General features: G+C 50.7%; 19 protein-coding genes and 1 other annotated feature. Of the genes, 14 read left to right on the forward strand and 5 right to left on the reverse strand.

The window, feature by feature from the left end; translation table 11 throughout:
• Positions 1 to 414 precede the first annotated feature (414 nt).
• Genes RSX24_RS07000 through RSX24_RS07010 form a run of 3 tightly spaced genes read left to right on the forward strand, consistent with a single transcriptional unit; the run spans position 415 to position 3,919 of the window.
• Complete coding sequence (locus tag RSX24_RS07000) at positions 415 to 1,338, forward strand: ABC transporter permease (protein WP_339278434.1); 924 nt, start codon at positions 415 to 417, stop codon at positions 1,336 to 1,338.
• A 13-nt stretch (positions 1,339 to 1,351) separates the two neighbouring features.
• Positions 1,352 to 2,260 (forward strand): carbohydrate ABC transporter permease, encoded by a 909-nt coding sequence (locus RSX24_RS07005; protein ID WP_343260113.1) that lies wholly within the window; start codon positions 1,352 to 1,354, stop codon positions 2,258 to 2,260.
• Between the two features lie 39 nt (positions 2,261 to 2,299).
• Complete coding sequence (locus tag RSX24_RS07010) at positions 2,300 to 3,919, forward strand: extracellular solute-binding protein (protein WP_343260114.1); 1,620 nt, start codon at positions 2,300 to 2,302, stop codon at positions 3,917 to 3,919.
• A 64-nt stretch (positions 3,920 to 3,983) separates the two neighbouring features.
• On the opposite strand, the gene RSX24_RS07015 is transcribed toward RSX24_RS07010, so the two are convergent.
• A complete protein-coding gene (locus tag RSX24_RS07015) occupies positions 3,984 to 6,269 on the reverse strand; it encodes a helix-turn-helix domain-containing protein (RefSeq protein ID WP_343260115.1) in 2,286 nt (761 codons plus the stop codon).
• 210 nt (positions 6,270 to 6,479) lie between these two features.
• Between RSX24_RS07015 and RSX24_RS07020 the strand changes: the two genes are divergently transcribed.
• The 5 genes from RSX24_RS07020 (at position 6,480) to RSX24_RS07040 (ending at position 14,676) form a co-directional block, all read left to right on the forward strand.
• Positions 6,480 to 7,766 carry an alpha-L-fucosidase gene (locus RSX24_RS07020; protein ID WP_343260116.1) on the forward strand — a complete coding sequence of 429 codons (1,287 nt, stop codon included), beginning with the start codon at positions 6,480 to 6,482 and terminating at the stop codon, positions 7,764 to 7,766.
• A gap of 14 nt (positions 7,767 to 7,780) precedes the next feature.
• Positions 7,781 to 8,821 carry a carbohydrate-binding family 9-like protein gene (locus RSX24_RS07025; RefSeq protein WP_343260117.1) on the forward strand — a complete coding sequence of 347 codons (1,041 nt, stop codon included), beginning with the start codon at positions 7,781 to 7,783 and terminating at the stop codon, positions 8,819 to 8,821.
• Positions 8,818 to 11,433 (forward strand): transglutaminase domain-containing protein, encoded by a 2,616-nt coding sequence (locus tag RSX24_RS07030; RefSeq protein ID WP_343260118.1) that lies wholly within the window; start codon positions 8,818 to 8,820, stop codon positions 11,431 to 11,433. The genes RSX24_RS07025 and RSX24_RS07030 overlap by 4 nt, the downstream gene beginning before the upstream one ends.
• 28 nt (positions 11,434 to 11,461) lie before the next feature.
• Entirely contained in the window at positions 11,462 to 12,499 is a 1,038-nt protein-coding gene (locus RSX24_RS07035; protein WP_236412121.1) for a glycoside hydrolase family 18 protein, read from the forward strand.
• A gap of 51 nt (positions 12,500 to 12,550) precedes the next feature.
• Positions 12,551 to 12,820: a binding site (T-box leader), on the forward strand.
• A gap of 239 nt (positions 12,821 to 13,059) precedes the next feature.
• Positions 13,060 to 14,676 carry a glutamine--tRNA ligase/YqeY domain fusion protein gene (locus tag RSX24_RS07040; RefSeq protein ID WP_438286787.1) on the forward strand — a complete coding sequence of 539 codons (1,617 nt, stop codon included), beginning with the start codon at positions 13,060 to 13,062 and terminating at the stop codon, positions 14,674 to 14,676.
• Between the two features lie 96 nt (positions 14,677 to 14,772).
• On the opposite strand, the gene RSX24_RS07045 is transcribed toward RSX24_RS07040, so the two are convergent.
• The 4 genes from RSX24_RS07045 to RSX24_RS07060 form a co-directional block, all read right to left on the reverse strand.
• Entirely contained in the window at positions 14,773 to 15,054 is a 282-nt protein-coding gene (locus RSX24_RS07045) for a YxcD family protein (RefSeq protein WP_236412123.1), read from the reverse strand.
• A gap of 5 nt (positions 15,055 to 15,059) precedes the next feature.
• The gene (locus RSX24_RS07050; protein WP_236412125.1) at positions 15,060 to 15,554 is read right to left on the reverse strand and encodes a hypothetical protein; all 495 of its coding nucleotides are present in this window, start codon (positions 15,552 to 15,554) and stop codon (positions 15,060 to 15,062) included.
• Between the two features lie 105 nt (positions 15,555 to 15,659).
• Complete coding sequence (locus tag RSX24_RS07055; RefSeq protein ID WP_236412127.1) at positions 15,660 to 16,223, reverse strand: PadR family transcriptional regulator; 564 nt, start codon at positions 16,221 to 16,223, stop codon at positions 15,660 to 15,662.
• 189 nt (positions 16,224 to 16,412) lie between these two features.
• Positions 16,413 to 16,979: a beta-class carbonic anhydrase gene (locus tag RSX24_RS07060; protein ID WP_236412129.1), complete on the reverse strand. Its 567-nt coding sequence runs from the start codon at positions 16,977 to 16,979 to the stop codon at positions 16,413 to 16,415.
• 246 nt (positions 16,980 to 17,225) lie between these two features.
• On the opposite strand from RSX24_RS07060, the gene RSX24_RS07065 reads away from it, so the two are divergent.
• The 6 genes from RSX24_RS07065 (at position 17,226) to RSX24_RS07090 (ending at position 23,518) form a co-directional block, all read left to right on the forward strand.
• Positions 17,226 to 18,740, forward strand: a complete 1,515-nt coding sequence (locus RSX24_RS07065; RefSeq protein WP_343260120.1) for a carboxypeptidase M32 — start codon at positions 17,226 to 17,228, stop codon at positions 18,738 to 18,740.
• A 192-nt stretch (positions 18,741 to 18,932) separates the two neighbouring features.
• Positions 18,933 to 19,937, forward strand: coding sequence for an ABC transporter substrate-binding protein (locus tag RSX24_RS07070; RefSeq protein ID WP_343260121.1), 1,005 nt, complete (start codon positions 18,933 to 18,935; stop codon positions 19,935 to 19,937).
• A gap of 30 nt (positions 19,938 to 19,967) precedes the next feature.
• Entirely contained in the window at positions 19,968 to 20,762 is a 795-nt protein-coding gene (locus tag RSX24_RS07075) for an ABC transporter ATP-binding protein (protein WP_236412135.1), read from the forward strand.
• 38 nt (positions 20,763 to 20,800) lie between these two features.
• Positions 20,801 to 21,592, forward strand: coding sequence for an ABC transporter permease (locus RSX24_RS07080; RefSeq protein WP_438286788.1), 792 nt, complete (start codon positions 20,801 to 20,803; stop codon positions 21,590 to 21,592).
• 312 nt (positions 21,593 to 21,904) lie between these two features.
• Positions 21,905 to 22,882: an aromatic acid exporter family protein gene (locus RSX24_RS07085; RefSeq protein ID WP_236412138.1), complete on the forward strand. Its 978-nt coding sequence runs from the start codon at positions 21,905 to 21,907 to the stop codon at positions 22,880 to 22,882.
• Between the two features lie 75 nt (positions 22,883 to 22,957).
• A complete protein-coding gene (locus RSX24_RS07090; RefSeq protein ID WP_236412140.1) occupies positions 22,958 to 23,518 on the forward strand; it encodes an outer spore coat protein CotE in 561 nt (186 codons plus the stop codon).
• Positions 23,519 to 23,546 lie beyond the last annotated feature (28 nt).

Below are 23,546 nucleotides of genomic sequence, written 5' to 3' on the forward strand. Positions count from 1 at the left end.
CATAGGCTTATCACCGGATTTTCCCCTTGAACAAGGGGATCAAAGAAATCTGGGGATAACAGCGATCGGAAGATGGTTCTGACCGCGTAGTGTCTCTGTGTAAAAATCATTGGTTCAACCTATATAGATCAACAACTCCGCATTCTTTCAATTGCCATTTTTCCACTTCGGAAAATTGTAACCGCTTCCTTTTGCGCGAAAACAACACATTCACCAATGGTCAAAATGATGCCGCAACGACGGGAAGCGTTGATGCATCAAGGGTGGGGGATGCGCTAAAATCACATGTTTACGAAAAAAAGCATGATCCACTATCGTTAACATGAAGGTGCGCAAGCAAAGCTGACATGTAAACCAAGCAGAAGGAGGCGATCCGGCGTGCAGGAAGTCAATCCGATCCATCGGCAGGAGGTCCTGAACAGGGCCAAAATCAACAAGAAACGATGGAAGAAGGTCTGGAAAAACTGGGAGCTCTATCTGTTCATTGCGCCGGCATTTTTGTATTTCCTCATTTTCCATTACGGACCGATGTACGGCATCCAGATTGCGTTCAAAAATTACAATCCGGCCCGCGGTATTTTTGGAAGCGCATGGACGGGTTTCGATCACTTCAACCGTTTTTTTGATTCGTATTATTTTTGGGACTTGATGTGGAACACGCTGGCGATCAGTTTGTATGAGCTGGCGGTTGGTTTTCCGATCCCGATCATTTTGGCGCTGGCCTTCAATGAACTGAAACACAAACGTTTCAAAAAATGGGTGCAAACGGTCACTTACGCGCCGCATTTCATCTCCATCGTAGTGATGGTCGGCATGATCATTGCTTTCCTGTCGCCGTCCACAGGCATCGTTATTCGTTTGCTCGAATGGGTGGGCATCGATGCACCTGCTTTTCTGACAAGCCCGGCCTGGTTCAAGACGGTCTACGTTCTCTCTGGCGTATGGCAGAGCGCAGGGTGGGGCACGATCATTTATCTTGCCGCCTTGTCAGCCGTCGACCCGGGCCTTCATGAAGCGGCGATCATTGACGGAGCGAACCGGATGCAGCGCATTCGTCACATCAACATTCCCGTGCTGGTGCCAACGATGACCATTTTGCTCATTCTAAATATGGGAAGTTTGCTGGGCGTGGGGTTTGAGAAAATTCTCTTAATGCAAAACCCGTTAAACATGGAGTCGTCCGATGTGATTTCAACATTCGTCTACCGCTCCGGTCTGGAAAATGCACAATACAGCTTCTCCACCGCCGTCGGGTTGTTCAATTCCGTCATTAACGCGATTCTGCTCATTACGGTCAATCAAGTCGTGCGCAAAACGAGTGAGAACAGTCTGTGGTAAAGGAGGTAGCAGAATGACAACAGGCATCAAAGAAACGAGGCAAGACCGGATTTTTCTGACACTGAATTATATTTTCGTCACCATCGCGTTTCTGCTTGTCGCTTATCCGTTGGCATACATGATCAGTGCTTCGATCAGCAATCCCAAAGAGGTCGCTTCCGGTGCGATGTGGCTCTTTCCCAAGGACATTACGTTCGAAGGGTACCAGAGAGTGCTTCAGGATCAGAGGATCTGGTCAGGTTACGCAAACACCATTTTATATACGGTCGTGGGTACGGCAGTGAATCTCATGGTCACCATTCCGGCGGCTTATGCGCTTAGCAGAAAGGATTTCGTTGGCCGAGGTTTTTTTATGGGCATGTTCATGGTCACGATGTTTTTTGGCGGCGGGCTTGTTCCGAGTTATCTGTTGATCAAAGGGTTGGGGCTGATTGACAGCATGTGGGCATTGATTCTGCCTTCCGCGGCCTCGGTATGGAACATTATCGTTACCCGTACCTTCTTTCAAGGAACCATCCCCGGCGAGCTTCAAGAAGCCGCCCAGATTGACGGATGTTCCAATTTCAAGCTGTTTTTTAGCATCGTCCTGCCCTTGTCGATGCCGATCATTGCCGTGATGGCTCTCTTCTATGGCGTCGGACACTGGAACAGTTACTTTTCGGCGATGATTTATTTGAACGATTCGACAAAATACCCGCTGCAGCTCGTGCTGAGGCAGATTCTCGTTCTTCAGGAAATGTCTGCCCAAGGCTCCGGCATGATGGACGGATCTTCCGCTTCCGCGCTCAACAACAAAGCGGAGGTAGCAGCGCTCGTCCGTTACGCGGTTATTATTGTGTCAACGCTGCCGGTGATTATCGTATATCCGTTTTTGCAACGCTACTTCGTCCAGGGTGTCATGATCGGTTCGGTTAAAGGCTGATCTATACCAAATAAATCATCCAGAAAGGGAGTTGTTGTCATGAAAGGAGTTCGCAAGAAGTCGACGATTCTGCTCAGTTTAATGCTGGTTGCCAGTTTGCTGGCTGCATGCGGGAATGCTTCCGACGGCGGGTCAACCGCCGAACCGGGCACGCCGGAGGAGACAGGGGTGAAGCAGGAAGGTTTTCCGATCGTTGACGAGCCGATTACATTGACCATGATGTCCCAGGATGTGGGTGTCGCGGATTGGAACACCATGCCTGTCATTCAGGAAGCCGAGAAGCTGACGAACATTAAATTTGAATTCCGACTCACGCCCATAGACAGCTTCGCCACAAAGAAAAACCTCGTTTTTGCCAGCGGCGATTTGCCCGACGTGCTGTACGGTGCGGATCTGACGCCAGCAGAACAGGTTACTTACGGAACCCAAGGCTCGCTGATTGCGCTTGAACCGTACATTGACGGAGGATATGCGCCAAACCTCAAAAAACTCTTCGATGAAAATCCGGACATTCGCAAATCGTTCACCACACCCGAAGGTCACATTTATGCGCTCCCCTTCATCGACAGTGCAGCCGTCTGGTATCGCAGTCCGATGTGGTATAACGGCAAAATGCTCGAAGCGCTGGGTGTAAAAGAACTTCCGCAGACGACGGAGGAACTGTACGCATTTCTGAAAAGAGTGAAGACCGAGGATCCGAACGGAAACGGGCAAGCCGACGAAATTCCGCTCACTTCCGTGAAATTGGATGATCTGCGAATGTACTTTTTAGGCTTCTGGGGAATGTATGATCCGGTTGTATATGTCGATAAGCAGGACAATGTTTTTTATACACCGATGCAGGAAGGATACAAAGGTTATTTGGAGTTCATGAACCGTCTGTGGAAGGAAGAGTTATTGGATCATGAAACGTTCTCCCAAACGCCTGAGCAGAAAAAAGCCAAAGGAGAAAACAATCAAATCGCGCTCTTTAACGATTATTATTCCTATTTTACATTGGGCGGCGATCCGAATGAAGCGATGAAAAATCCGCTCATGACACCGGTAGCCAGCGAGATTGAAGGTTCGCCCGTTTACGGCATGCACCCTGGACTCTCGGCTAACGGAACGTTTGCCATTACCAGCGTGAATGAACATCCGGAAGCGACGATGCGTTGGATCGACTATTTGTATTCGATTGAGGGCCAAACCCTATTTAACCAAGGCCCGGAAGGCACGCTTTGGAAGTATACCAACAAAGCTACGTATGAAAAAGAATGGCTGCCTGTCCCGGGAGGCGGCGACCGCGAAGAGTACAGAGGCACGATTACGCCGAACTTCGGCATGCTGACGCCAGGACACAACTCGCCCGAACTGACGAATGGCCTGACCACGGAATTCGATGAATGGATCAAGAAAGAAAACGAAGCGAAGCTGATCCCGATCGGCAAAGCGCCATATCCTAACGCCTATTTGACCAACGAACAGCAGGATGAAGCTTCAGCGTTGCTGTCGGACCTGAGTACGTATGTCAAACAAATGGAAGCGAAGTTTGTGACCGGAGAAGTGCCGATGTCCGAATGGGACAGCTATGCAGCCCAGATGAAAAAGATGGGCGGGGACCGCATCCAGGAAATTTATCAGGAAGTTTACGATACTTGGAATGCTGTCGGTCAATAAAAAGTAAAAAGAAGCCAACATTCGCGGACAGTGCAGCCCGTCTGCATGTTGGCTTTCCTGTCCGTCAACTCGCAGATCCGCTCTCCGCATCGCTTGCCGTGACGCGATGGAGCTTGCGATATTGACCTGGCGTAAGTCCGGTCTCCTTTTTGAATTTGCGGATAAAGTTCGGCGTATCCAAGTAACCAACCTCCTGAATGAGGTCTTTAATGGGAGTATCCGTTGTTTTCAACTGATGCACGACCATGTCCAGCCGCTTTTGCCAAATATATTGCAGGAAATTGATGCCCGTCTTTTCTTTGAAGAAACGGCTGACGTGCGAGGGCGAAATTTCAAACTCGTAAGCAAGGGTATCCAGACTTAAACTGTGTTCCCTGTAATGTGCATCGATATAGTCAACGATCCGATCGATCAACGATTGCTCTTCTTGCAGAGCCCCTTGCTGCACTTCGGCACAAATTTGCGAAGCCAGGGACAGCAGCATGGATTCCAGCTCCTTTAGCGAACCGCCGACCGTCATGTCGGGAGTCAGTCGTTGTATCAGTTGATGGTCGCCAAGCTCTGAAGCGGTCTTCAACACCGTGTTCAACAAATCAAAGCTGACGCAACGCAGAATCAGCGCCGGCTGCATGGACGATTGCAGGTTTTCTATGGAAGAGCGTATCGTCCGTGACGCGATCTCCACATTGCCTTGCTTCAAGCTTTGGGCCAGTTTCAGATGGGTCTGGTTCGGGATCCAGTAGGAAGGAGTTGTGTCCTTAGACATTTCTTCGAACAATGCGGAAGCCCCGCGGTCACCCGGAACGAGCAGATCAAAGGCGGAGCAGGCCTCGATGTACGACTGATTCAGCTCATGCAGCTGTCGATAAACGCTTCCGGCGCCAATCATCGGTGCAATGGAGTGCGATTCAACGAGCATGCGTTTCACGTGTTCCATCGTTTGCTTCATTTGAACGGTCTCGTCTAGTCCCGCTACTGCATCGAAATTCATGATGATGCCGAATCGGTCCAGCTGCGGCAGTTCAACGCCATACCCGGTAGCGCACATATCAGGCATATCGATATGGGCAAGTGTGCTTGCAATCCGGCGACGGTGCTCCCGATCGGCATTGGATTCGTTCCAGCCGACAACCATGACGAATAAATACTTCTTGTTCAGTTTCAGATCGAAGAGCTGCGTCATTTCAGGTGAAACCAGCTCCGGGTTGCCGGATTTGATGAGCGTGGACAAATATTGATTGCGGGCGAACGGTTCCTGCATATCAATCCGGGAACTGAAATCTTGCAGTGCAGTGTGTATTCGCTGCAGTTCGTTCCCGTAACCGATTGTTTCTTCGCCATTCTTCTTCGGAACGCGGGATGAAACAAACTCAACCAATGCTGAGATGGGCTGATACTGCATTTTGGCAAGCACCAATGCGATAACCGCTCCGACAAGCAGTACGACTCCGATGATCATCAGCATGACATCCCGAACGTTAAGCACGCTGCTGAAAAATTGGGAGCTGGGCATGACGGTCATGTACGTCCAGCCATTGGTTTCGGATTGTACGGCGACAATGGAATAGGCTTTACCATCCAGTGCTCGTTCTTGTATGCCAGGAACCATCTGATTCAACAACATTTCTGAAGCGTCTGCGCTTAGCGTATCGCCTTGATGGTTGGCCGCAAGTACTTGCCCTTCTCCGTCAAGTACAAAGGTTAAGCCTTGATAACTTCCAAGGATGGAATCCATCAAATCGGTAATTGCCGACTCCTTGATGAAGTACATCACGGTTGCATGCGGGTTCAAGCTGTTGGGTGTAATCGGGATCAGATAAGCCAGTTTGCGATCTTGCAAGCCTTCTTTAATGCTGACCGTATCGGCGGGTCTTACCATCGGATGTTTGATTTCATTCAGATCATGCTGCAAGGACGTTTTGTCCCAATTAGCGAAGCCAAGATTGCGCGCAAATACGTCGAAGTCGGTAAGTCCTTTGCTGGAGTAAATATGTTTGCCGTTATGGAAGTACAGATAGATTTCATCCATGATGGAGCTGGTGGCTTTGTATTGATCCAATGCGCGAATCGCTTCCGGGCTGGTCAGCGTTTGAGTCGCCTTATAATGGGACAGCCGATGGTCGTACGAAATCCGGGAAGCAATATCGCTGAGCTCTTTCATGCGGCTATCGATCGTCGTTTTGGTTTGTGAGAGTTGGGCCAGCCGTGAGTTTTCGATCTCGGTCCGGAGCGTCTTCACGGCATTTTCATAGATGAATATGGTCATGAGCACCAGGGGGATCAGCAGAATGAGCAGGTAAGAACAGATGTATTTGAGGAACAGCCTGGATTTGAAATAGTTTATTCTCAAGTGAAAGCGACTCCTTTCCATTGGGAAATGGTCATTTCTCCTTAAATGATAGCAATATTGAAACGGTTTGCACACCAATTATTTCTTGATTAAGGCGAACGCTTCGCTTCTCCAGATTGGTTCTGCCTCTCCGTTAACGTGTGTATGTTTTTTGCGGTTTATATATTCAGCCAAATATAAATTTTACAAAAGTGAAGGGCAGTGATCGTCGTGCAGAAATGGTTTGAGGATGCGAAATTAGGAATATTCATTCATTACGGCATTTATGCGGTGCACGGCGTGGCGGAGTCATGGTCGTTTTACAATGGGCGCATGTCATACGAGGATTATATGAAGCAGCTGGACGGTTTCACCGCTTCCAAGTTTGATGCAGATGCATGGGCCGACTTGATCGAGAAATCGGGCGCCAAATATGCGGTGCTGACGACGAAGCACCATGATGGCGTGGCTCTGTGGGATACGCAGCACAGCCATTTGAACACTGTGAAGAAGACGCCCGCTGCGCGGGATATCGTCAAGCAATATGCGGATGCAATCACGGAAAAAGGCTTGCGGCTCGGGTTTTATTTTTCCCTGATCGACTGGTCCCACCCGGATTATCCGAGTGTATATGAAGGCGGGAACGTGCCTGAAGATCCTGCTTCGGCCAATCGCTTCTCCAGCCCCGTAGACGGCATCCAGGATGAATCCAGATGGGAGAAGTTTCTCGAGTTTAACAACCGGCAGCTGGAAGAACTGCTTACCGGATACGGCAAGGTAGACCTGCTGTGGTTCGACGGGGACTGGGAACGCAGCGCGGAGCAATGGAATTTGCCTCATTTCAAGCATTATTTGAAATCGTTCCAGCCGGAAATCATCATTAATTCGCGTTTACAAGGGCATGGGGATTACAAGACGCCGGAGCAAGGCCTTCCGATTACCCGTCCAGAGGGGCCGTGGGAATTTTGCACAACGATCAACGGTTCATGGGGGTATGTTCCTGCGGATGAGCATTACAAATCGCTGCATCAGATCGTGCGCATGTTCTGCGACTGTATCTCGATGGGCGGCAATATGCTGCTCGATATCGGACCGAAGGAAGACGGCACGATCGATGGGAGACAAGAGGCGATTCTGCTTGGATTGGGCAGTTGGATCAGAGCGCACGAAGAAGCCGTCTATGGGACAAAGGAGGGGGTCATGAGCCGATATTACGGAGATGGCAGCACGCTCTCGGCAGATGAGAAGACACTGTATCTCTTTGTGCATGGGGATCCGAAGGAAAGCATCTGCATGAAAGGGTTGTGCAATGAGATCCAAAAGGTATCGGTGCTTCACTCCGGCAAGCCACTGACCTATGACATCCACGGAGGGGTTCCCTGGTTCCAAATTCCCGGCACAACCTGGATTCATCTGACTGGCGAAGATACCCATGAGCTGACAACGGTAATCAAGCTGGAGTTTGCCGAAAAAGTCAACATGTATGGCGGCTCGGGAGCCGTCGTTACACATAACTGAATGGAGGGAACGAAATGACGTTAAGTGGTGTACCTGTTCCACAAATAGACGTTTATCAGCCAAAGCACTATTTTTGCCGCCGCGCGGAAGGTGAGCTGGAGCTTGACGGGAAGCTGGATAAACCTTTCTGGGATCGGGCGGAGTGGACGGAGAAGTTTGTCGACATTGAAGGAGACCTGCGGCCGGCTCCCGCAAAGGATACGCGGGTCAAAATGCTGTGGGACGATGAACATTTTTATTTCGGCGCAGAGCTGTGGGAGGATCAAATCTGGGCGACGCTGACCAAGCGCGATTCCGTCATTTTTTATGACAACGATTTTGAAATTTTCATCGATCCGGACGGGGATAGCCACGGATATTACGAATTCGAGATCAATGCGCTGAACACGGTATGGGATTTGCTTCTGATCAAACCTTACAGGGATGGGGGTCCTCCGCTGGACAGCTGGGATATGAAAGGGTTGAAGACCGCCGTGCACATTGATGGCAAGCTCAATCAGCCGGAAGCGGATAACCGTAAATGGTCTGTGGAGATCGCGATACCATGGACCAGCTTGAAAGAGTGTGCCAAGGAACATCGTGCCCCGGTATCCGGCGAATTCTGGAGAGTGAACTTCTCGCGGGTGGAATGGCAGGCTGAAGTGGTGGATGGGACGTATCAAAAAGTGATCGATCCCGGCACGGGGAAGCCTTATCCTGAGGATAACTGGGTGTGGTCGCCGATGGGGCTGGTCAACATGCATTATCCTGAGCTGTGGGGATATGTCGTGTTTACGGATGAACAAGAGGAAATAAACCATTTTTCCATTCCGGAGGATGAGCAGATCAAGTGGGAGCTGCGGAAGCTTTATTATTTGCAGCGTAACTACAGAGAAAAGGAAGGTACGTTTGCTCAGGACTTGTCATTGTTGGATGGGTCACCTGATCTGGACATTACTACGGAAGTCGTTGCCGCGGACCGCTTGTTTCAAATTTCAGCGGCAACGGCGGATGGGAACGGGAAATGGATCATCAGGGAAGACGGCAAACTATGGAAGGAGGGGAATGCGAGATGAGTGTGCGAACGTCGGTTTTTTCCCTTTCCCCCGAAGAGATGAATCGGATTGAAGATAAGCTGCGGTTAAAAAGGGAGCTAGTCGGGTCAAGGCTGAATGAAATGTTTGCCGTATTCCAAGAAACGTTGTCTCCGGAAGAGGAATGGGCGCTCAAATATCTGTATGCATACAGCCCGCTTCAGGATTTAGCCGATGTCCCTGGTGCATTGTTTCTCAGTCATGTCAGGGCCGCGCTGAAGATTCGGCATGAGGTGCCTTGGGGAGAACAGGTTCCGGATGATTTATTCCTGTACTTTGTGTTGCCATGCAGGGTAAATACAGAAAACATCGAAGACTGGCGAGCTGCCTTTTACGCAGAACTGGCGGGCCGCATCCACGGCCTGTCCATGGCCGATGCCATCCTGGAGGCTAATTACTGGTGCCACGAAAAAGCGGTCTATACCGGAAGCGATCTGCGCACCGTTTCTCCGCTCACGATGATTCGGAGCGCAAGGGGAAGATGCGGCGAGGAATCGACGCTTGCCGTGGCTGCCCTTAGAAGCATCGGCATTCCTGCTCGCCAAGTCTACACGCCTTGTTGGGCGCATTGCGACGATAACCATGCTTGGGTGGAAGCGTGGGCGGATGGAAGGTGGCATTACATCGGGGCGTGCGAGCCGGAAGCGAGGTTGAACCAAGGTTGGTTTACGCCGCCTGCCCGCCGCTCGATGCTGATGAACACAAGAGTGCTGGGAAACTATCAGGGTCCGGATGATATCACTCTTGCCGAAGAAGGGTTTACCGAACTGAACCTGCTGGAGAACTACGCGCCTGCCAAAACGATCACCGTAGCGGTTAGAGATCAAGACGGCGGGATGATCGAAGGTGCTGCCGTCCGCTTCGAATTGTATAACATGGCCGAATTCTACCCCATTGCAGAGCTGATGACGGATGGGGAAGGGCAGGTCGGCTTTAAGACAGGATTTGGCGATTTGCTCATCAGGGCCGTGTATCGTGGACGGTGGCAGGAGCGCAAGGTCAGCATTGGCAAATTGGACTCATTGGAGCTTGTTTTGGACCTGAACAGCGAACCTGTTCAGGAACGGGGCGTCGTTGATTTGGATATGGTTCCTCCACCCGAGACGGAAGGCGACGAACTGCCGGCAGTGACGGATGCAGCCGAGTCCTTGCATCAACGTCGATTGCAGAACGGGGACGCTGTTCGCGCATTGTTCGAAGGCACATTTGTGACGGAGTCGGAGAGCCATCGTTTAGCTCGGCAACTTGGCCTTTCTGAAGCACGGGTGTGGGATATCTTGCAAAAGGCGCGTGGAAACGGGCATGAAATAGCCGGATTTCTTCGGGAGAGCTCGCCCGAGCATGGGGAGTGGCCGCTGCTGTTGTTGGAATCGCTGAATAGCAAGGATTTGATCGACACATTTCGTCCTGTCCTGAATGAACATTTGAATGAATCGCTGCCTCTTCGCGGCATGCTGCCGGATCATTTGTTCATTCCTTATGTCCTGTGCCCGCGCGTTTCCTATGAAATGCTTGGCTTGTACCGAAGAGAATTCCGTGATTCCTTCAAAGCGGATGAGTGTGGTTCCATGGTGAAGGACCCGGCGCTTCTTGCCGCTGTACTGAAAAGGAATTATGTTTATGTTGAAAATTTGCCGAATCTAAAAGGCAAGGGAACAGCTGTGGGCACCTATCGGCTGATGGCCGGAGATGAAGAGTCGCTGGCGATTTTGTTTGTTTCCATGTGCCGCAGCTTGGGCATACCCGCTCGCCTGCATCCCCTGGAACGCAAACCTCAATACTGGAAACAGGGGGCATGGATGAGCGCAGATTTTGGAGATCAGGAAGATGCGGAGCAGGGCAGCGGTTTTATTCAACTCAAACGGATGGAAACGGCGCTGGCGACGCCAAAAGCATCTTATTATGAAAATGTCACGATTGCACGTCTTGTTGAAGGGAAATACGTAACGCTGCATTTGCCGCATGGAGAAACGAATCTGTTCGCGGCTCCGCTGGAGGTCGAGCAAGGATCTTATCGCATGACGACAGGCGTACGTTTGAAAAACGGCACGGTTAGCGTGAAGTTGACGTACTTCGAGGTGCAGGCGGGGGAAGAAACCCATGTTGACGTAAACTTCCGGAGTGCGGAGGAGGACCTTCCCGTTCTTGGCGCGGTAGATCAACAAATGGAGCTGCGTTGGCAGGACGGAACCGTAACCCGACTCAATGACCAAAGTTCTGGCCTGACTTCAGGCGCACTGCTGGCCTGGATCGAACCAGGAAGGGAACCGACCATGCATTTGTTGAAAGAGCTGGCCGATTCGAACCAAGCGTTGGCAGAAGGCGGTCTCCCGATCGTGCTGATTATACCTTCCTTGGGTACGATCAGTCCTTTTAGCGCAGATCCGTTGAAGCAACTCCCGGCACAGGTTCGATTCGCAGAAATGAACAAAGGCGCAATACCCGAAGTGCTGTGCAGTCCAATCGCGTTAGAGTCGGGATTCCCTCACCTTGCGGTGCTGGATCAACAATACCGCATTCGGTATGTTTCTTCCGGTTATCGCATCGGAGCCGTGAAGGAAGCTGTTCGTGTCGGCGTTATGCTGGCGAAGTGACCTAGTGTGATCAAGGGAGAGGTGACATATGAGCCGAAAATGGATCATCGGATACGTCGGTCATCGTGATCTGAAGAGCGTGACAGAGGCCGATCTGAAACGAATGACGCACATCAATATCGCTTTTGCCGGTATTCGGGAGGGAGCCATTCACACCGAGCATTTGCAAAACATGGATCAAGTTTCCGTGATCAAGAGGACCCATCCGGATTTACGCTTTATTTTGTCCGTTGGAGGCTGGAGCTCCGGCGGTTTTTCGGAGGCAGCGGCGACGGCAGAGGGCAGGAATAGAATCGCCGAATCTGCTGTGCTAGCCGTAACCACTTATGGACTTGATGGCATTGATTTGGATTGGGAATACCCATGTTATGGAGAGGCTGGGATTGCGGCATCCGCAAGTGACAAGCCGAACTTCACGATGCTGCTGAAAACCATCAGGGAAGCGTTGACGCGGCAGGGTGAGTTGGACGGGAAGTATTATATGCTGACCATTGCAGCGGGAGCGGACCAATACTACGTGGATGGAACGGAAATGGATCAGGTGCAAAGGTACGTCGATTACGTGCAGCTGATGACCTATGACATGCGGGGCGGCTTTCAGGTATTAACGGGACATCATACAAATCTCTTTACGCCAACAGGGGATTTGTTCCGCATCAGCGTTGATGCTTCGGTCCAAACGTTTCACAGGGCAGGTGTGCCCAAGGACAAGATCATCATCGGTGCCGCGTTCTATTCCCGCATGTGGAAGGGCGTGCCCGACCGGAACGATGGATTGCATCAAATGGCAGAAACGACCGGCGGTTACGGTCCAGAGTATACGGAGTTAAACGCCAATTACATTGGGTTGAACGGGTATACCAGGCATTGGGATGATGAAGCAAAGGCGCCGTATCTCTTTAATGGACACACGTTTATTTCTTATGACGATCCTGACTCCATCCGAGCCAAATGCCGATATGTACATGATCATGAATTGGGCGGCATTATGTTTTGGGAATATAAATGTGACAAGACACATCAATTGCTCGAAACGATGGATCATGAATTTGACAGCCAATCGTAAACGAAAAGGGTTTGACTTTCATTTTGGCTTTGATTACAATAATGGGAAATATTGAACGTGATGACGAGAAGAGTAGATGCTGATCTTTTTATACAGAGAGCCCTGATGCTGAGAATGGGTGAAAAAAACAGCATTGAAGCAAGCCTCCGAACGGTCCGCCGGAACAAAACGTGCAGCGTCAGGGATGGTGGAACGGATGCTCCCGATATAGAGCACAGGGTTCAGTACGGTTCGCAGTATGAACGGAAATGGACTTGATGAGACTGGAATGGCGACATTTCGGTGAACCTGGGGTGGCACCACGAGAACTTCGTCCCCAAGACATATCGTCTTGGGAGGTGAAGTTCTTTTTTTGTTGATCATTACGTGGTTGATCATAACAGGGGAGGCATTCGAGCATGGAAGCAGGTTTCGACAAACCGAAAAAGGAAACAGAACATGAGTTGAATAGGGAATTCGTGATGGCGAGACGTGAAAATAAACAATCCCGGCAAGACGAGGACGAACGCAGCTCCACCCAAGGTGGGAGTTACCTGGAGAACCTCATCCGGGAAGATGTGATGGCTGGCCGTTTTCAACGTCCGATCTGTACCCGCTTTCCACCCGAACCGAACGGGCACCTTCATATCGGCAGTGCCTACGCCATTCACATCAATTACACGACAGCTCAAACATTCGAGGGTACCTTTCATTTAAGGTTCGACGACACGAATCCATTGAAAGAGGACATCTCTTACGTTGAGTCCATTCTCAAAGATATGGAATGGCTTGGTTACAGCCCTGGGGGGCACGTATATTATGGGTCTGATTATTCCGACCGAATCTATGCCGCAGCAGTTGAACTCATTCAACAAGGCAAAGCGTATGTATGTCATCTTTCTCCGGAGGAATTGGCAGCTAGCAGGGGAACGTTAACCGAACCAGGAACCGACAGTCCCTATCGCAATCGAACCTCAGAGGAAAATTTGCGCTTGTTTCAGGAGATGCGAAATGGAATCCATCCGGACGGATCTTGTGTACTTCGTGCAAAAATCGACATGGCTTCTCCGAACATGAATCTTCGTGATCCGGTGCTGTACAGGATCATTCATGCCCCGCATTACCGGACAGGAAATGTTTGGTGCATCTATCCAATGTATGATTTCGCTCATCCTATTCAAGACATGATTGAAGGCATTACACATTCCCTCTGTTCCATTGAATTCAAAGACCATCGTGCACTGTATGATTGGGTGCTGGCCGAATTGGAGATCTTGGAACCGCCCAGGCAGTGGGAGTTTGGACGCGTCAATATCGCCGGTGCGGTGACCGGCAAGCGTTACCTGCGGAAAATGGTTGAATCCGGCTGGGTAGATGGCTGGGACGATCCCCGGCTGCCAACGATTTCCGGCCTGAGACGCAGGGGATACACTCCCGAGAGCATTAGAGAATTCATCGGTGGCATTGGACTCGCAAGACAGCAAACAACGGTGGATATATCCTTGTTGGACCATGTGCTCCGTCAGGAGCTTAAACCGAATGTTCCGGCGATCATGGCGGTTGTTCATCCCCTAAAGGTGATACTCATCAATTACCCGAATGAAGGTGAAGAGATGCTGCCTATTGAAAACAACCCGTTGACCGCTGATCTGGGTGTGCGCGAGGTAGCCTTTTCAAGGGAGTTATACATTGACCGCGATGATTTCATGGAAGTTCCTGCGAAGGGGTTTCATCGGTTGGCGCCAGGTGCAGAAGTGCGGCTCAAGGGTGCATATTTCATTCGCTGCGAGGAGGTTATCAAAGATCCGCGATCCGGCGAAATCATTGAACTGCATTGCACCTACGATCCCCGAACGAAGAGTGGCAGCGGCTTCAAAGAGCGTAAAGTCAAAGGAACCATTCATTGGGTATCGGCCAAGCATGCTGTAACATGTGAACTGCGGCTGTACGATCAACTGCTGATTCCCGGAGTGAATTTGGACGATATTGGTGGGAATGAGAGGTTGGGGATGAATCCCGATTCTTTGCACATTGTTAAACGAGCAGTGGTTGAGTCTTATGTGCAGCAATCGAATCCGGGAGAACGATTCCAGTTCATTCGCCATGGCTATTTTATCCTTGACTCGATGAATGAGTCTTCAGGTAAACAGTTCGTCTTCAATCGGATTGTTTCGCTAAAGGACGGATGGAAGCGATAGAACACTCTTGCGAGCGAAGAAATTAAAAAAACTAAAAAACCGTCTCCAGCCAAATGTCATAAACATTGGGAGACGGTTGGTTGTATGCGATGCAAGCTAGTGCTGATTCACAATCGCTGTAATTTCTTCATCCAGATCCAGGCGCACATCTTCGCGATATGCCCGAATATTGTATTCGCTGTGAAGATAGCGCAGGATCGCTTCTATCATATTGGACTCCACCAGGTATTGGCTGCGACCGGCAACCCATACTTCTGCGGTGTAGCCTGTATCTTCTTCCCAGCTCAGCTCAACGTTGACGTCTGTTGGACGTACGCCCTTGCGCTCGGCGGTATGAATGCAAATAGCGTTGACGATTTCATCCATGCTCAGAATCATAAGGATTAATACCGTCCGTTTCTGTTGCGATCATCGTCACGATCGTCGCGGCTGTCATAGCGGCCGTGAGTTGCCGGTTTGCGGCGATTGGCAATCGCTCTGAAGAGGGCCATAGCCAGCATGACGATCGCTACGATGGCAATGACGTTAACCAACAGTCCGAGGATGTTGCCAAGGAAGCCCATGCCTCCGAACAGTCCGCCGAACAGCATACCAGCCAGTCCACCCAGCATCATGCCTTTCATGAAACCGCCGCCACCGCCGAAGAATCCGCCACGGTTCGTTGTTGAAGCGCCTGTAGTTGAATTGTTATTGGAATTGGATTGGCTCACGTTGTTGTCGGATTTTTTCGGTGTATTGGTATAGCTTTTTGTCCCCGATTTGAAACCGCCGCGTTTGGCGTCGGCGTAGTCTGGAGCGAAAGCAGAGACTGTACCGAACAACAGTGTGAACGCCATGAAAACCATCATGAGATGTTTGATGCCGAATTTGTTTTTCATTGGTAAGATCGTAACCCCCTGATTAAAGTGTTTGATGTGCTGCCCGATTGGGCCTTACTGCGTTAATACGAATGAATCTGAAGAGAAGTTTCAAATTTTTTTAAATTAATTTTGCGCAATGCTTGGTGTGGAATGAATGGCTTTTTGTCCGTCAAGCAGCTGAGTCACCCATTTGCACCATTCCAGTCCGGTTTGGGCATTCATCAGCCCTTTCTGAACCAGAATGTAACTGCCGAACTCGCGGCTGCCTACGCGCAGATTATCGTGAGGAATGCGGGATTTCAGCTCTTCATAATAACGGATTCGTTCCAAAAACCAATTTTTTCGTTCATTCAGGATCCGTCTCATACTGCCATCTTCCGCGATTCCTACGCATAGGATGCGCAAATTGAATTCGTCCCTCGTGACGGGAGCGGTTACAGGAGTGATCATCCACTCAAGCAGCTTTTCGATCCCTTGGTCCGTAACGGCATACATTTTTTTGTCTGGCTTGTCGGATTGCTGAACCCAGCGGGACGATAACAAACCTTCGTTTTCCATTTTGGATAGGAGAGGGTAGATCTGGCTGTGTTTGGCTTGCCAATGTGGCTGAATTTTCAGCATCAAATCATAACCTGACGACTCCTCGCGGGTAAGAAGCCCGAGCAATCCGTAGGAAAGTATGTTCATGCACATGTCTCCTTAATATTAGGGCTCGGTCAGTGAAAATCACGCCAATGGCGTAGAGCTGACCGCTTTCATAAAAGTGTACACTGAAACTGTATGGTTTGACAACCTGACAGACCAAGTGTCTAAAATTAGACAAAAAAAAGAGTGCGGAGAACGGCTCCGCACCCAAAGCGATATAAAGAGAGATGCCTATTGTTGTTCATACCCTTCAACGACAAGATCAAGCTTGCCTGTGTAGGAATCGATAATCATGCCGTGAACAGGTACGCCCGGTGGAAGCAGGGGATGATTCTTGATGACTCCCACAGTATGTTTTACCCCGTCCTCAACGCTGTCAAACCCGCGCAGCCATTTGGTCAGGCGAATTCCGGAGTTTTCGAGGGTGCTCATGACTTCCTCGGATACACCGCGCTCTACCATATGGCCGATCATCGTGTCTGCATGCAAGGATGCCATGCCGCACTCGGTATGACCGACAACGACAACCTCGTCCGCGCCAAGCTCGTAGATGGCAACGAGCACGCTGCGCATTACGGAACCGAAAGGCTGGGAGATGATTGCACCCGCGTTTTTAATGATTTTGACTTCGCCGTTTTTCAGGTTCATTGCTTTCGGCAGCATTTCCACCAGACGAGTGTCCATACATGTGATGATAGCCATTTTTTTGGTCGGGAACTTACCGGCCGTATACTTTTCGTATTCTTTGGTCTCGACAAATGTTTTGTTGTACTCCAAAATCTCTTGAATGTTGTTCATGTCCATTGCCTCCTGTTATCCAATACGATGAGCACGGCCGCTTGCATAATTCGCAGCTTGTCCTACGCTCTTAAGCTTATCATGGTTTGCCCATGACCCATCATGATGATTCCTACATCTCTTGCACTGGTATTCCGCCCAACAAGGGCATATTAAAAATTGCATCTGTTAAAAGTTGATTATACGCATTGCAAAAAGTATCATCAATAGGGGATGCAAATATTTTTGGAGAGGTGACGGCCCATTATGGACGAAAATACACAGAAACAGCTGGATTCATTCCATGAATTGGTTCGCAAAATTAAAAGTTATCACGAGGCGATCGGCCTGCTGCATTGGGATCTGCGCACGGGTGCGCCCAAAAAAGGCGTTCCGACCCGATCCGAAACGATTGGCATGTTATCCACCGAAGCATTCAAATTGCAAACTTCTGCAGAGATGAAATCCCTGCTCGACGCGTTGACTCATAAAGACGCATGGGAAAAGCTCGAAGACATAGACCGCCGCATGGTTGAGGACTGCAAAAAGGAATATGAACGAAGCCAGTCCGTGCCGCCGGAAAAGGTACAGGCTTATGCCGTACTTGCCGCCAAGTCGGAAACCGCTTGGGAAGATGCCAAACATAACAGCGATTTTGCGGGCTTTGCGCCCTATTTGACAGACATCGTGAAGATGAAACAGGAGTTCATCGACTATTGGGGCGTAAAGGCCACGCGTTACGATACGCTGCTGGATATGTACGAGCCGGACCTTACGGTGGAAAAGGTAGATGCCGTATTTGATCGGCTGAAGGCACGTCTTGTGCCGCTGCAGGAGAAAATCAACGCTTCGTCGAACCAACCCAAAACCGATTTCCTGGACCAGTTGTTCGACAAGGAGCAGCAAGAAAAATTCAGCCTCTTTATTCTGGGTCAAATGGGGTACGACTTTGAAGCAGGCAGACTGGACGAAAGCGTTCATCCGTTCGCAACCGGACTTAACCCCGGGGACGTTCGCATCACGACGAACTATTTGCAGGATGACGTGACAAGCGCCATTTTCAGTTCCTTGCATGAAGGCGGACACGCACTATATGAGCAAAACATTGATGCAAGCCTGGAAGGCACGCTGCTCGCGGAGGGCACCTCGATGGGCATTCATGAATCGCAGTCCCGTCTATGGGAAAATATGATCGGCCGCAGCCGTGCGTTCTGGACGCGTTATTACAAAGATTTGCAGCAGCATTTCCCTCAGCTGGCCGAGGTGGAGCTGGAAGATTTCTATCGTGCGATCAATCGGGTGGAAAGCTCGCTGATTCGCATTGAAGCGGATGAATTGACCTACAATCTGCACATCATCATTCGTTATGAAATCGAGAAAATGCTGTTTAACGAGGGGCTTTCTGTGCAGGACCTGCCCGAAACATGGAACGCCAAATACGAGGAGTATCTCGGCATCGTTCCGCCGAACGACGGTCTGGGCGTCCTTCAGGATGTTCACTGGTCGGGCGGCGATTTCGGATATTTTGCTTCCTATTCGCTGGGCAACATGTATGCCGCCCAAATCGTACATACCCTCCGCAAAGAGCTTCCCGAATTCGATGAACTGGTGGCCGCAGGCAACCTGATTCCGATCAAGGAATGGCTCACGGACAAAATCTACCGTTACGGCAGAAGCCGCAAACCTTCGGAGTTGATTCTCGCCATTACGGGCGAGGAGCTGAACCCGGACTATCTGGCCGATTATCTGGAAGCGAAATACACGGAAATTTACAACCTGTAAGGACATTCGTCCATTCAAGGAAAAGCCTGACGTGAGAACATCTCATGTCAGGCTTTTTTTGTGCTCCCGGTAGGCGATGAACACCGGTGGCGGAATCCATTCTTTTGCCGTACCCGAGTTCTTAACATTTTGATGGGCGAGCGCATATTGATGGTAGAGAGAACAAACCGCACACGAAAAGGAGGGAAAAGCATGAAATATACGCCCTGGTTTATCCGGGCCATCGTCATATTGCTGATTATCATCGTGGCGCTGACAAGTTGCAGGCAAAACGGTAACGAAGCCAAAATCACGATCGGCGAGGTCACGCGTTCCGTGTTCTATGCCCCGCAATACGTCGCGGCAGCCCAAGGCTTTTTCGAAGAGCAGGGACTGGATGTGGAAATTCAGACGACGGCCGGCGGCGACAAAACGATGGCGGCGCTGCTTGCAGGATCGGTGGATATCGCGCTCGTTGGCGCCGAGACGTCCATCTACGTGTATCAACAAGGCGCAGAGGATCCGGTGATCAATTTCGCCCAGGTTACGCAGACGGACGGAACGTTCCTGTTTGCCAGGGATGCCGCAGGCAGCTTCGACTGGGAACAGTTGAAAGGATCCGAATTTCTGGGTCAACGCAAGGGCGGAATGCCGCAAATGGAAGGGGAGTTCGCGATGAACAAACACGGCATTAACCCGCATGCCGATCTGCATTTGATCCAGAACGTCGATTTCGCAAACATTGCCTCTGCATTTGCTTCAGGCACGGGAGATTTCGTGCAGCTGTTCGAGCCCCAGGCTTCGATCTTCGAGCAGGAAGGGCGCGGCAAGGTCGTTGCCTCCTTCGGAACGGAGAGCGGCCAATTGCCTTATACGGTGTTTATGACCAAAAAAAGCTACTTGAACGAAAAAAGCGATATGATCCAAAAATTCACAAACGGATTGCATCAAGCACAGTTGTGGGTCGAATCCCATTCAGCCGAAGAAATCGCCGAAGTCATTGCGCCATTTTTCAAGGACATCGATCCGGCCATTCTCGTCAGCAGCGTGGATCGATACAAGCAACAGGGAACATATGCTACCGATCCGATGATCGACGAAGGCGAATGGAATAACCTGCTTGACGTGATGAGCGCGGCAGGCGAGCTGAAAGAGCGGGTAGCGTTGGAAGCGATCGTGGACAATGCTTATGCCGAGTCGGCTTCGTCTTCCGAGTGATTCGGAGTTCGGGAAAGGAAGTGATTGCCGATGCCTGAATCCGAACCGATGATACGATTGCAAGGCGTTTCGCAAGTTTACGTGAGTGAGCGGGAAGCTTCCCTGGTCCTTGAAGATTTGAATCTTCAGGTCGAGCAGGGAGAATTCGTGAGCCTGGTCGGGCCAAGCGGTTGCGGCAAAACGACGCTGTTATCCATCATCGCAGGGCTATTGGTGCCTACTTCAGGGGAAGTAAACGTCAAAGGCAGGCTCGTAGACGGTCCCTCGGCGCATATTGGCTACATGCTGCAGCAGGATTATCTGTTTCCATGGCGCACGATTCTGGACAATGCTTTGATCGGGCTTGAATTAACGGGCCGGCTTGATGAGCGCAGCCGTGCGCGGACGCGCGAACTTTTGGCCGGCATGGGGCTTTCCGGCACGGAAAATCAATATCCCTCGGAACTGTCAGGCGGTATGAGGCAGCGCGTAGCCCTTGTTCGCACGCTGGCGACGGAACCCGGGCTGCTTTTATTGGATGAACCGTTCTCCGCGCTCGACTATCAAACGAAGCTGCAGCTGGAGGATCTGGTATCCGATACGTTGAAACAAACCGGCAAGACGTCAGTGCTCGTAACGCATGACCTGTCGGAAGCCATTGCCGTCAGCGACCGGGTCATCGTGCTGGACCGGAATCCCGGCCGAATTCGGCGGGAATTTGTCATCCCGGACGCCATTCGAAATGTCCAGCCTTTTTATGCAAGGGAACAGGAAGAATTCAACGAGCTTTTTCAAGCGTTGTGGAACGAATTGGATCAGTCCGGAGGAGGTGAGCAAAGCAGGTGAATCAGACCGAAGAGAAACCGCGGATCCGGGAAACATGGCTGCGAGAATTGCATCAAGGGCACCTGCGGCAGGTGTCGGCATGGCGCCGTAAAGTGCTTACGGTACAACTGGCATTGCTGGTAGCCATGTTTGTATTGTGGGAATTGGCCGGGCGGCTGCGCTGGATTGACGTGCTGCTGTTCAGTTATCCGAGCAAAATATTCAGCCAGATCGGCAAAGATGCGGTCAGCGGAGAGTTGTGGACGCATCTGGCGGTTACCGTAGGTGAAACGGCAGTGGGTTTTTTACTGGGTACGCTTGTCGGAACCCTGCTTGCCGTGCTGATCTGGTGGTCCCCTTTTCTGTCCAAAGTGCTCGATCCGTACATGGTCGTGTTCAACAGCATGCCGAAGGTTGCGCTTGGTCCCATTTTTATCGTCATGTTTGGCGCGGGCTTTACGGCGATCGTAATGACGACTTTATCGATTACGGTGATCATTACCACCCTTGTTGTCTATAATAGTTTTAATGAAGTCGACGACAATTACATTAAAGTCATCCGTACTTTTGGGGGAAGCAGATCCGAAATTTTTGCCAAAGTGGTGCTTCCGGCTTCATATCCGGCGATCGTTTCCACCTTAAAGGTGAACGTGGGCATGGCGTGGGTGGGCGTCATCGTCGGAGAATTTTTGGTCGCCAAACAGGGGCTTGGGTATTTGATCATTTATGGTTTTCAAGTGTTCAATTTCACGCTGGTGCTTTCGAGCCTGCTCATCATTGCAGCGGTAGCTACCGCGATGTATCAGATGGTCGTATACGTAGAGCGCAAATTGCTGGCAGGACGCCAATGATATGTACCGAATTTCACAGAAGGTGTCACGTTGCCCGAAAACTTAAAATCAAGTACCATAACGATGACGAATATTCCGCGCAGTCCGGAATGGATGCGGCGATGGACAACGTGGCTTGAGCGCTTTCGCCGCATCAATCTTTTGCCAGCGTCCCTGTTCCGGGGCGCATTGTTGTGTTGCCGGCATGCTGTGCATGTCGGTTGACTCCGTTTATCTTGTTTCAAAAGAGCCGGAACGGATTCCGCCCGCCTGATTTAGGGGATGAAAGCTGGCCGGGACATATGTGCAGCTAAGAGGAGAGGACATTTAGAAATGGGTTTTAGGGTAATCAAAACCGCAATCGCAGCTCTGATGGCTGTTCTGATTGCGGACGGGTTCGGCTTGCCTGGACCAACTTCGGCAGGTTTGCTGGCCATACTTGGCGTTGACGTCACGCGCAAAAGGAGCATTCGGACCATTTCCGCGCGGTTCTTCGCGTCCGTGGTAGGGCTCCTGTTTGCAAGTGTACTTTTTCACGTATTAGGATTCCACTACTGGGTATTGGCCATTTACATATTAGCTGCCTTTCCGGTGATCGTCAGGGCCGGTTTCAAAGAAGGCATCGTCACGGGATCCGTCGTAGTGTTCCGCGTGTTCAGCGGCGGGGAAATGGATCTGCACGTCATCCTTGTCCAAATCGGGCTGCTCCTGATCGGTCTTGGTTCCGCGATGGTGGTCAACCTGGCCTACATGCCTGCGGCAGATCCGCAAATGCTCCGCATCCGCAAACGGATCGACGAGTTGTTTTCGATCATTTTCAAGGAGTTTGCCACGACGCTGCGCAATCCGAACGAGGTGTGGGCAGGCAAGGAACTGATCGAAGCGGACAAAGCGGTGCTTGGAGGCATAGAAGCGGCCAAGCGTTCGTTGGAAAACCAGGTGATTCATCCCAACGAGGGCTGGAGCGTATACTTTTATATGCGCAAAACGCAGCTGGATTCCATTCAGCATATGATGCATCTAGTCTCGCAAGTTTATCAGAAAATGCCGCATGCCGAGATGGTTGCCGAGCTGTTCGAACAGCTCAGCCAGGACGTGTTGACGGAATCCTATACCGGACGGACGGAAAAATTGTTGGCCGAGGTGCAAGAGGAATTTAGGAGGATGGAGCTGCCGGATACAAGGGAAGAATTCGAGATTCGTTCGGCCATTCTGCAATTGTGCCGCGAACTCGCGTTGTATCTGAAAATCGCGAAGAAAGACAAAGCGCCGTCGCCGATCGCCGACCGTGTCCACTCTACAAACGAATAATAGAAAATAGTTGTCACCCTAGACGGATGCCCTGCATACACTTGTAGTGAATGATTGCATGGAGGAGGTTTAGAGATGTCATTGAGTCATAAACATCAATGTAGAGAGATCATTACGAAAGCGATCTGCGGCAAGGGTCGTAAGTTCTCTACCGTAACACATACCGTGACTCCGCCAAATGGTCCGACAAGCATTTTGGGGGCTTGGATTATCAACCACCAGTATGAAGCCGTATCAGCGGGAGACGGAATTGAAGTTATTGGTACTTACGATATCAACATCTGGTATTCCTATGACCAGAACTCGCAGACAGATGTAGCCAAAGAGACGGTGTCCTATGTAGAACTTGTGCCATTGTCGTATCTGGATTCCAAACACCGGGCGTCCACGGTTGAGGTGTCTGCGGAGGCAACGCAGGAGCCTAGCTGTGTGGAGGCCGCGGTGTCGGCGGGGGGCGGCAGCGTCATCATCCGGGTGGAGCGGGAATTCGCTGTTGAATTGATCGCCGAAACCAAGGTGTGCGTGAAAGTGTGCACCGAGGGCTGCGGGGATTACGAAGACAAGGATTATGACTTCAACAGCGCCGATGGAGACTATGACGATCTCGATCCCGATTTGCTGGATGACGAACTGTAAGTTGGCCGAAGCCGCCGCGTGAGGGGAT

Source organism: Paenibacillus hubeiensis (assembly GCF_032334105.1).
GTDB lineage: Bacteria > Bacillota > Bacilli > Paenibacillales > Paenibacillaceae > Paenibacillus > Paenibacillus hubeiensis.